Below are 9458 nucleotides of genomic sequence, written 5' to 3'. Positions count from 1 at the left end.
CATATAAGCTGGTAATGACATTTATAGATCTCCATATTTTGTGCTTAATATTTTCCCGTTTCTGTCGATGAAAAAGTTGTAACGGTAATTCTTTCCGTTCAATGTGTATGAAGCCGCATAGATATAGCCCGGCGTTATCGGTATTTTTAAGCACGTTTCAGGGTAGGAGAGAGCTACATGCGAATTTTCCGCCAATGTCTTGTATTCATTTCCCTGCTCAGAATAAACGCCGTATCGGCTCAGAACGTCCGATTTATTAACAGAGAAGCAAAGCGAATTATTTATAATAGGGAAACTACGCCATGGGGGAACGCTATCGCCAGCGCCACACCCAGCCAGCGCAAAAAAGGCAGGAATGAGAAAGTAGCGTTTCAATGCGGGAACCTCCCTAACACTTTCTCATAGCGGGATATGAGGCTAAGGGCAGGCTCAGATGGATCGTAATCCTTGAGGCGATACAAATCAGAGCGGTTGCCGAATCCATACGTTTTAAGCAGCCAATAATCAGCCACCATTGCAGCCTGCTGCTCTAAGCCGTAATCCAAGAGTATGGCCTTATCCAAGGTGTAATAGTAATCAACTGCCCAAGAGAACAGGCCACGCATCCTTACCATCATCCCGCGCTGATGCTGCCAGACGTGCATCATTTCATGTAAAAAAAGATGCTGCCCACCAACGCGATCGTTATTAACATGCGGCTGTGAAAAGTCAGGCTCATAAGTACCTTCCTGAAAGTACAATTCGCCGTTGGGCGTCATAGCGTAGTTGTTTTTTTGGAGGTTGAAAGGTAGGTAGCTGCTGCGGTGGATCCAGACTTCGTTATAGAGGATGGCGAAAGCGTAGAGGGTACGGGCCAAGTTAATCTCACCAAGCGTTAGCAGCCGTAACCCGCCCCTGTCTATATCGTTCATTTCCCTTATCATTGGAGACATCATCCATTGGTAAAAATACCTTAATACGCCTTAAGGTAAATTTTTTCCTGTTAAAAAATGCGGGAAATATCCAAAATTGTCACAAACTGCGGCTACGCCGCTTCTACCGTTAAGCCCCCTGGTTTAGGGAGCAACCGTACGAGATCGTACGCTAAGAACGTAACCTTATGAATTTAAATCTTCAAAGTCGTGGCGTTGTCGGTCAGGTTTACGTTGATTTGATTACCGGGTTTATTAACACCATTAATGCCGAAAAACGCACGGATACTGGCATTAATGGAAAAAGTAAATAAAACCCTCATTTTCTTTACTCGCCCAATCTGCATTAAAAAATGCACTTAGCGTACGCTCTCGTACGGTTGGGCTTCAGGCCCCGTGATCGGTTAAGTAAGCTGGGAAATGCTGATTTTAGTACTTATAGGTCACGGTGTTTACCGTTCGTTGGTATCCCCGAGGTAACCCCGGAAAATATAAAAAACATGAAAAAACCTCGCGACCCTCTATTGTAAGGGTTGCGAGGCGTTATGCGATTCTAAAAATTGAAATTATTAATTGATATTTGTCAGTTATGCAGACCACTGACTTAAGAAAATTCCAACAACAAACAGCAAGTTAGTCAACAGTGCTGCTTTTACGGTGCGTTCCAGCATTGGGCGCATTGCCGTCGGGTCCATTTCACGCATCACGTAGCGCGCCTGTTTAATCAGCAGCGGTGCGGCGAGGATAAAGAGCCATCCCCATAAACTTTGCAGCGAGAACAGGTTAAACAGCGCCAGACAGACCAGCGTGCCCATCAGCAGGCAGGCATGGTAGCGGCGGGCATTAACCGCGCCTAAGCGCACCACCAGCGTGTTTTTGCCATTCTCTCTGTCGCTGTTGATATCGCGCAGGTTGTTAACGTTGAGTACGGCAGTTGCCAGCAGGCCGCAGGCGGTTGCCGGCAGAATTAACGCCGGAATCAGCGTATGCGCTTGCAGGTACCAGCTCCCCATCACGCTGAGCCACCCGAAGAAGACCAGCACAGAAATATCACCCAGACCGATATACCCGTATGGACGATTACCGACGGTATAGGTGATAGCGGCGATAATCGACAGGCCGCCCAGAATCAGGAAGCCGACAAAATCCGCCAGTGTGTGGCATGCCACCGCTACCAGTGCCAGACCGGACAGGCAGATTAAGACCACAGTGACGATCAGCGCACGCTTCATCTCCTGCTGGGTAATAACGCCTTTTTGCATGCCACGCAGCGGTCCGATGCGGTCGGGCTTGTCGCTGCCTTTAACAGCATCGCCATAGTCGTTAGCGAGATTGGACAGGATTTGCAGTAGCCCTGCCGTAATTAATGCCAGCAGAGCCACCAGCGGATCGAAATATCCTTGCCACCATGCTAATGCCGTACCGACGATGATCGCCGCGAAGGCGAGCGGTAAGGTCTTAGGTCGTAAACTTTCCAGCCAGGCTTGTGAGCGGCTAATTTGTTGTTGTTCAGTCATATTTAGCGCCAATAAAAATGGGGCTTTATCAGCCCCATCAACAGTGATGAAAATGCATTGAACGCGATTATAGGATAAAACGGCTCAGATCTTCATCTGCGACCAGCGCATCCAGATGTTTGCTCACATATTCGGCATCAATTGTGATGCTTTGACCGTTTAAATCGCTCGCATCATAGGAAATATCTTCCATCAGACGCTCGAGAACGGTATGCAGACGACGCGCACCGATGTTTTCGGTGGTTTCGTTAACCTGCCAGGCCGCTTCGGCAATGCGTTTAATACCCGATTCGGTGAAGTTGATGTCCACACCTTCGGTTGCCATCAGCGCTTTGTACTGCACAGTGATAGAGGCATTCGGTTCGGTCAGAATGCGCTCGAAATCGCTGGTGGTCAGTGCCTGCAGCTCCACACGGATCGGCAGACGACCCTGCAGTTCCGGGATCAGGTCAGACGGTTTAGCCACCTGGAATGCGCCGGAGGCGATAAACAGGATGTGATCGGTTTTCACCATACCGTGCTTGGTCGAGACGGTGCAGCCTTCAACCAGCGGCAGCAGGTCGCGCTGTACGCCTTCACGGGAAACATCCGGGCCGGAGGATTCGCCACGCTTACAAATTTTGTCGATTTCGTCGATAAACACGATCCCGTGCTGCTCAACGGCGTCGATAGCTTCCTGTTTCAGCTCTTCCGGATTGACCAGTTTGGCTGCTTCTTCTTCAATCAGCAGCTTCATCGCGTCTTTGATTTTCAGCTTACGCGGCTTTTGTTTCTGGCCGCCTAGGTTCTGGAACATGGACTGTAGCTGGCTGGTCATCTCTTCCATTCCCGGGGGCGCCATAATCTCTACGCCCATCGGTGCGGCAGCGAGATCGATTTCAATCTCTTTATCGTCCAACTGGCCTTCACGCAGTTTTTTACGAAATGCCTGACGCGCAGCAGAAGGTTCCTGAGGCTGCTCTGACTGTCCCCAGTTATTTTTGGCTGGCGGGATCAGTACATCGAGAATACGTTCTTCTGCCATTTCTTCTGCGCGGAAGCGGTTTTTCTCAATCGCCTGAACGCGAACCATTTTGATGGCGGCATCGGTCAGATCGCGGATGATGGAGTCAACTTCTTTACCCACATAGCCGACTTCAGTGAATTTCGTTGCTTCCACTTTGATGAATGGCGCATTGGCCAGTTTTGCCAGACGGCGGGCGATCTCGGTTTTACCGACACCGGTTGGGCCAATCATCAGAATGTTTTTCGGTGTGACTTCATGGCGCAGCTCTTCGTTGAGCTGCATGCGGCGCCAGCGGTTACGCAGTGCAATCGCCACGGAACGCTTCGCGTTATCCTGGCCGATGATGTGCTTGTTCAGTTCGCTGACAATTTCGCGTGGGGTCATTTCAGACATGGGGGATCCTTACGCTTTGGAGTTCAATTCTTCGATGGTATGGAAGTGGTTGGTATAAATGCAGATATCCCCTGCAATATCCAACGCTTTCTCAGCAATTTCGCGTGCGCCAAGCTCGGTGTTTTCCAGCAGAGCGCGTGCCGCCGCCTGGGCGTAGGGACCGCCGGAGCCGATGGCAATCAGATCGTTTTCTGGCTGAATGACGTCACCGTTACCGGTGATGATGAGCGATGCCGTTTCATCTGCAACGGCCAGCAACGCTTCGAGTTTGCGCAGCATACGGTCGGTACGCCAGTCTTTAGCCAGCTCAACGGCGGCCTTAACCAGGTGACCCTGGTGCATTTCCAGTTTGCGTTCAAATAGTTCAAACAGCGTGAATGCATCCGCAGTACCGCCCGCAAAGCCCGCAATGACTTTGTCGTTGTACAGACGGCGGACTTTTTTCACGTTGCCTTTCATTACGGTGTTACCCAGTGTGGCCTGACCATCACCGGCGATTACCACATGGCCGTTACGGCGTACGCTTACTATTGTTGTCACGAGCAGACCCCTTGGTTACAAATGCAGAATACAGGCCCCGCACAGGCGTGCGGGGCGTAATGCAAGTATAGATGGGGGAGATTTTGGGGGTTTCAACCCCCAGTGGCGAGTCGAATGCAGTTTGTATGGCCGGCAACTTTCAGGCGGCTGATGGTGTTGTCGGCATTTTCCTTGCCTTTCACCGGGCCAATCACCACGCGATTCCAGCCGTTGTTGGTGGTAATGCGGGAGTTGAAGCCCTCAAAGGCCAGTTGAGCACGCACGGTTTCTGCTTGCTCAGCCCCTTTGAATGATCCGCACTGAACCATCCAGCGGCGTTCATCTTTTTTCTCTGCCGTCTGTTTTGGCGGCTGAGTCTCATTCGTTATTGGCGCGGCCGGTTGCGTTTTAGGCTGTGCGGCAGTGGTGTGTGTTGGCGTCTGCAACAGATCCTGGTACGGCTGCTGGGCCGCCGGTTTTGGCTGCGCTTTCGGCTGTTGTACCGGTGCGGCTTGTGCCGTACGCGTTTGTGGCTGCTGGTACGGCTGTTCCGTCGCCCGTGGGCGCGGTTGCTGCGCCTGCTGCTGCGCGTTGTTCCACTGTTGCTGTTGCACCTGACGCTGACGCTGCAGCGTTTGCTGGCGCTGTTCAGGCGTTTGTTCGTTCCACGGTACTTCGTTGAGCTGTGTCGGCTGTTGACGCATATCTGCCTGCATTTGCGCCAGCAACTGGCGCTGCTCATTGGTCAGCTGATCGGCGTTAAGCACTTCGCCGCCTGCAGACGGTTCGGTAGGCGCACGTACGCCAGGCTGACGGCTTTCCAGCTCTTTGATATAGCGCCAGCGTTCTTCCGGTTTAGGCGGGATGCCATTACCGGTGACTTTCTGGCTTTGCAGCGTCTCGGACTCTTCTTTCTTGTGATGCGTAATGAAGTACAGACCACCGATAAAGGTCACGAGTACGGCTGCAGCAATAGCGACCATAGCGGGGGATACCGCTGGCGTACTGCGTTGCTTTTTCCGTGATGTGCTCTTTTTGCGCCGCGAAGGTGCCGGTTGGCCGCGACGTACATAATCTCGTTGTGCCACTATCGTTTCGCTGTATTTATTCGTTCGTCAGCCCGCCATGTTACTTAAGCGACGGGCCTTTGACCAGACAGGGGAGTCCGAAAGCACTTTACTTTACGTCAGTGCCCGGGTAGTGCCCCGAATTATGAGTTCACAGTCCAGTAAACGTGAACCACTGCTGACGTTCTGCCCTTGAAGCTGATCGAGCAGTAACAGCATAGCTTCGCGTCCGATATCGAAACGCGGCTGTGCGACGGTTGTCAGGGGTGGATCACAAAATTCCGTCAGTGAAATATTATCGAAGCCAATGATAGATAAATCATCCGGTACTTTTAAGCCCTGACGTTTGGCGTAAGAGAGCGCGCCAAGCGCCATCACATCGCTGTGACAAAAGACCGCGGTCGGAGGTTGCGGCAGCTCAAGCAGCTGTTTTAACGCGTTAGCGCCCGCTTCATAGGTGAAATCACCGCGCGCGATGAAGTGTGGATCGACCGTAATTCCACTGCGGCGTAGTGCCTGAACATAGCCTTGCAGGCGGTAGTGACACAGCGGCATATCCTCTGGCCCGGCAATACAACCAATGCGCTTATGCCCCAGCTCCAGCAGGTAATTCATCGCGTTAAAAGCAGCAGTGAGGTTATCAATGTGAACGGTAGGCAGTTCCAGCTCTGGCGCAAATTCGTTGGACATGACCATTGGCGGTAAATTGCGCTGTTCTTCCACGCTGGCGTCAAATGGCAGTCGTGAGCTGAGCAGGACCATGCCATCTATCTGCTTGGTAATAATGAGGTTAAGAAAGGTCTTTTCCTGCTGATTCTGGTGCGCGCAATCGCCGATAAGTACCAGGTAACCTTGTTCTGCGGCAGTGACTTCTATGCCACGAATCACTTCGCTAAAAAAGGGATCGCAGATATCCGGCACAATCACCAGAATGGTACGTGATTCATTTCGTTTAACGTTCCGTCCCATCGACTGGGGTAAATATCCCACTTCCAGGGCGGCCTGTTCGACCCGATTACGGGTGGACTGAGAGACTTTGTCTGGGTTCATTAATGCGCGGGATACGGTTGCCGTTGAGACTTTCGCCTTCAGAGCAACATCTTTCATCGTAGCGGCGGCAACCTGCTTATTCGGTTTCACTCTTTCTCCTCGCCAGGGTGCAGCTGGCACAGACCTGTCCCTGGATAACCTTCATCTGAAACATTTTTATCAGATAGTTAATGGAAGCGGTTACAGAATTTTCATAAAAAGTGTGATGGATCTTTAATTTTACGATCCGCCTCGCATCATGAGGGGTTATCCCTCGATGGGATCGACATCCAACACCCATTTCACCTTACGTGCATCGGGTAGCGTATTTATCAACGCCAGCGTTCCGCTGACGATATGCTGTAGGCGAATGCGTGACGGATGTTGCAACAAAATTTGCCAGCGATAGCGACCGCCACGTTTGGGGGCCAGCGCCGGAACCGGGCCGAGTACCCAGAGTTTGTCATCAGCTAATGGGCTGGCCTGAATCAGGTTTCGCAGCTGTTGTAAGAACATCGGCGCATGCTGATTGTTATGATCTTCTGCCCGCACGATCACGTGGCTGGTCCACGGCGGTAACTGTAACGTTTGCCGTTCGGCCAGCGCCTGTTCGGCAAATGCGTCATAACCTTTATACAGCAAGGTTTGCAGTAGCGGATGTTCAGGATGGTGCGTTTGCAGCACCACTTCGCCTTGTTTCCCGGCGCGCCCAGCTCGTCCAGAAACCTGGGTATAAAGTTGGGCGAAACGTTCAGCCGAACGGAAATCGGCAGAGAACAGCGCCCCGTCAACATCCAGCAGTGCAACCAGCGTGACATCCGGAAAATGGTGTCCTTTCGCCAGCATTTGTGTACCGATCAGAATGCGAGCGCCGCCGCGATGGACTTCTGCCAGGTGCTGCTCCAGCGATCCCTTACGGCTGGTGGTGTCGCGATCGATACGCGAAATTGGCACGCCGGGGAAAAAGGGTGCCAGAGCTTGTTCCAGTTGCTCGGTGCCGAGTCCTACCGGCACCATGTGCGTAGAGCCGCAGGAGGGGCACTGGCGCGGTATCGGGCGCTGGCTATCGCAGTGGTGGCAGCGCAGGTGATGCTGCGCCTGATGCAGCGTGTAGTAGTGATCGCAGCGTGGGCATTCGGCAATCCAGCCACAGTCGTGACACAGTAGCGCAGGCGCAAAACCCCGACGATTAAGAAACAAAATTACCTGATTATCTGCTTGCAGATGCTGGCGCATGCGGGTGATCAGCGCCGGAGCCAGTCCGGCCTGCACCTGCTGACCCTTTAAATCCAGCACGTGCTGAGTGGCAGGGCGTGCGTTTCCGGCTCGGCGCGTCAGGCGCAGCATGCGGTATTTGTTCTGCCGCACGTTGCACAACGTTTCCAGCGCGGGGGTAGCTGAACCGAGAATAATCGGGATCTGTTCGCTGTGGGCGCGGTAAACCGCCAGATCGCGGGCATGGTACCGCCAGCCTTCCTGTTGCTTGTAAGAGCTGTCATGCTCTTCGTCGATGACAATGACGCCGAGGTTTTTAAATGGGGTAAACAACGATGAGCGTGTGCCGATAACAATCGCCGCTTCGCCATTTTTTGCTTTCAGCCATGCCGAAAGACGTTCGCTGTCATTTAAACCCGAGTGCAGGACTTCGACCGGGGCATTGAAGCGTTCGCGAAAGCGGGCAATGGTTTGTGGCGTCAGGCCAATCTCCGGCACCATTACCAGTGCCTGTTTGCCCTGGGCGAGAACATTTTCCAGCACGCTTAAATAGACTTCTGTTTTACCGGAACCCGTCACACCTGCGAGCAACCAGGCGCTAAAACTGTCCGACGCGCTATGAATGGCCCCAACGGCGGTAGCCTGTTCCGTGTTCAGGCGCAGTCGTTCACCAGAGACGGCGTAGTGGGTACGCCAGTCGCTGAAACCAGGCGTTTCGCTCGCCAGGGAGCACAGGCCTTTTTTACGTAGCGCCTGCAATGCAGCATCGTTAAATTCAAGTTCGGCCACCTGGTCGCGCCAGATTTTTCCCTGCCGAAGCGCAGCCAGCGCCTGTTGCTGCTTTGGAGAGCGCTTCAGACTGTTGAGGTCAATGACCTGGCCTTCTTCGGTGGCGAACCAGTACCACATGGGCGTGTTGGCGGCGGGTCTGCCCTGGCGCAACAGGATCGGCAGGGCATGGAACAGCACATCGCCAATGGGATGATGGTAGTAATCAGCAGCCCACAGCAGTAAACGCCAGACGGAGGTCGAATAGACCGGTTCGCTGTCCAATACCTCGCGAACGGCTTTCAATTCGTTGAGCGGTAACTCACTTTGCTCGCTGACTGACAGGACTATACCGACGCGCTCCTGTTGCTTGCCAAAGGGCACGCGTACGCGACACCCAGCTTTGGCGCTCATACCTTCCGGCAGGAGATAGTCAAAGGTACGAGGTAGCGGAACGGGTAAGGCAACATGCGCAACGGGCATTGAATCATCCTGACTTGAAATCTGGCGGGTTAGTATACACATTAGTGAAGGGTAGAATGCGGATCAGTTTGCATGAGCAGGTTAATTTCTGTATGATTCGCCGCCTTTGATGCAAATTGATTGCGTCAAATAATGACCATTACCCGAGAATTTCAGGCTGTTGATGCAGTGTGAAAGGTGACGGGGAATAATTAACATCGCGTGGTGTCTGGCGTTAGGGCTGGAAGAGCGACGCGGCCTTAAACCGAGGTTTTCCCATGAAAAAAGATATTCACCCGAAATACGAAGAAATTACTGCAAACTGCTCTTGCGGTAACGTCATGAAAATCCGCTCTACCGTCGGTCACGATCTGAACCTGGACGTGTGCGGTCAGTGCCACCCGTTCTATACTGGCAAGCAGCGTGATGTTGCTACCGGTGGCCGTGTTGATCGCTTCAACAAGCGTTTCAACATCCCGGGCAGCAAATAAGTTCCTGCTGTCAGAAAAAAGCGCCTTATGGCGCTTTTTTTGTATCTGTACTTGATAATAAAATTTATATTGATGTATTG

General features: G+C 52.5%; 10 protein-coding genes. 2 read left to right on the top strand and 8 right to left on the bottom strand.

The window, feature by feature from the left end; genetic code table 11:
- Window positions 1-21: 21 nt before the first annotated feature.
- Together NNN64_RS23230 and NNN64_RS21935 are read right to left on the bottom strand one after the other, a co-directional pair.
- On the bottom strand, window positions 22-375 hold the full coding sequence (locus NNN64_RS23230) for a putative T6SS immunity periplasmic lipoprotein (protein ID WP_333908969.1): 354 nt from the start codon (window positions 373-375) through the stop codon (window positions 22-24).
- Window positions 372-923, bottom strand: a complete 552-nt coding sequence (locus NNN64_RS21935) for a type IV secretion protein Rhs (protein WP_271442757.1) — start codon at window positions 921-923, stop codon at window positions 372-374. Before NNN64_RS21935 ends, NNN64_RS23230 begins: the two co-directional genes overlap by 4 nt.
- 176 nt (window positions 924-1099) lie before the next feature.
- On the opposite strand from NNN64_RS21935, the gene NNN64_RS21930 reads away from it, so the two are divergent.
- Window positions 1100-1225, top strand: a complete 126-nt coding sequence (locus tag NNN64_RS21930) for a hypothetical protein (protein WP_271442756.1) — start codon at window positions 1100-1102, stop codon at window positions 1223-1225.
- A gap of 273 nt (window positions 1226-1498) precedes the next feature.
- Here NNN64_RS21930 and menA read toward each other — a convergent pair whose 3' ends face one another.
- From menA to priA, 6 genes are all read right to left on the bottom strand, one after another.
- Window positions 1499-2428 (bottom strand): 1,4-dihydroxy-2-naphthoate polyprenyltransferase, encoded by a 930-nt coding sequence (gene menA / locus NNN64_RS21925; protein WP_271442755.1) that lies wholly within the window; start codon window positions 2426-2428, stop codon window positions 1499-1501.
- A 67-nt stretch (window positions 2429-2495) separates the two neighbouring features.
- On the bottom strand, window positions 2496-3827 hold the full coding sequence (gene hslU, locus NNN64_RS21920) for an HslU--HslV peptidase ATPase subunit (RefSeq protein ID WP_003028803.1): 1332 nt from the start codon (window positions 3825-3827) through the stop codon (window positions 2496-2498).
- A gap of 9 nt (window positions 3828-3836) precedes the next feature.
- A complete protein-coding gene (gene hslV / locus NNN64_RS21915) occupies window positions 3837-4367 on the bottom strand; it encodes an ATP-dependent protease subunit HslV (protein WP_003028805.1) in 531 nt (176 codons plus the stop codon).
- Between the two features lie 92 nt (window positions 4368-4459).
- A complete protein-coding gene (ftsN, locus tag NNN64_RS21910) occupies window positions 4460-5434 on the bottom strand; it encodes a cell division protein FtsN (protein ID WP_271442754.1) in 975 nt (324 codons plus the stop codon).
- A 93-nt stretch (window positions 5435-5527) separates the two neighbouring features.
- On the bottom strand, window positions 5528-6553 hold the full coding sequence (gene cytR / locus NNN64_RS21905; protein WP_137381466.1) for a DNA-binding transcriptional regulator CytR: 1026 nt from the start codon (window positions 6551-6553) through the stop codon (window positions 5528-5530).
- A 156-nt stretch (window positions 6554-6709) separates the two neighbouring features.
- On the bottom strand, window positions 6710-8908 hold the full coding sequence (gene priA, locus NNN64_RS21900; RefSeq protein WP_271442753.1) for a primosomal protein N': 2199 nt from the start codon (window positions 8906-8908) through the stop codon (window positions 6710-6712).
- A gap of 257 nt (window positions 8909-9165) precedes the next feature.
- On the opposite strand from priA, the gene rpmE reads away from it, so the two are divergent.
- A complete protein-coding gene (gene rpmE, locus NNN64_RS21895; RefSeq protein WP_094761941.1) occupies window positions 9166-9378 on the top strand; it encodes a 50S ribosomal protein L31 in 213 nt (70 codons plus the stop codon).
- Window positions 9379-9458: the final 80 nt, after the last annotated feature.

The organism is Citrobacter sp. Igbk 14 (genome assembly GCF_028069825.1).
GTDB lineage: Bacteria > Pseudomonadota > Gammaproteobacteria > Enterobacterales > Enterobacteriaceae > Citrobacter.
This window is presented reverse-complemented; position numbering and strand designations above follow the sequence as displayed.

Bases quoted from the DNA above. Each gene is read 5' to 3' on its own strand.
- menA (WP_271442755.1), bottom strand. From the start codon at position 2,428: ATGACTGAACAACAACAAATTAGCCGCTCACAAGCCTGGCTGGAAAGT.
- NNN64_RS21935 (WP_271442757.1), bottom strand. From the start codon at position 923: ATGATAAGGGAAATGAACGATATAGACAGGGGCGGGTTACGGCTGCTA.
- rpmE (WP_094761941.1), top strand. From the start codon at position 9,166: ATGAAAAAAGATATTCACCCGAAATACGAAGAAATTACTGCAAACTGC.
- priA (WP_271442753.1), bottom strand. From the start codon at position 8,908: ATGCCCGTTGCGCATGTTGCCTTACCCGTTCCGCTACCTCGTACCTTT.
- NNN64_RS21930 (WP_271442756.1), top strand. From the start codon at position 1,100: ATGAATTTAAATCTTCAAAGTCGTGGCGTTGTCGGTCAGGTTTACGTT.
- hslU (WP_003028803.1), bottom strand. From the start codon at position 3,827: ATGTCTGAAATGACCCCACGCGAAATTGTCAGCGAACTGAACAAGCAC.